The following is a 614-nucleotide window of genomic DNA, read 5'->3' on the forward strand; positions in this document are numbered from 1 at the left end:
CGATCTCTTGTCGATATTCGTGAGATCATTGAATCAGCGAACTTTTCCTACATTCGCCAACGTGAAATGAAAGGTCTAGGTCACGCGATTCTAACGGGCCGTGAACTGGTTGGTGATGAACCTTTCGCTGTAGTACTTGCCGATGACTTGTGTGTGAACGAGGAAGAAGGCGTTCTTGCTCAAATGGTTGCGCTGTTTAAGCAATTCCGCTGTTCTATCGTGGCAGTACAAGAAGTACCTGCTGATGAGACGCACAAATACGGCGTGATTTCTGGTGAAATGATCAAAGATGACATCTACCGCGTAGATGACATGGTAGAAAAACCAGAACCAGGCACAGCGCCAAGCAATCTTGCGATCATTGGTCGTTACATCCTTACCCCTGATATTTTTGAACTCATCGAAAACACAGAACCAGGTAAAGGTGGTGAGATCCAAATTACGGATGCGCTGCTGAAACAAGCAAAAGCCGGTTGTGTTCTCGCATATAAATTCAAAGGTAAGCGCTTTGATTGTGGTAGCGTAGAAGGCTACATTGAAGCAACAAACTACTGTTTCGAAAACTTGTACCTAAAAGATGAAAAGAAGTCTGAATTAGGTAAGCACGCGACAAA

The 614-nt window shown here is 44.3% G+C and carries 1 protein-coding gene; it reads left to right on the forward strand.

Annotated features, from left to right (window positions below):
• On the forward strand, positions 1-614 hold a 614-nt coding region (locus tag R7P74_RS27555), incomplete at both ends, for a sugar phosphate nucleotidyltransferase (protein ID WP_318123859.1).

This window comes from Vibrio sp. 2033 (genome assembly GCF_033339735.1).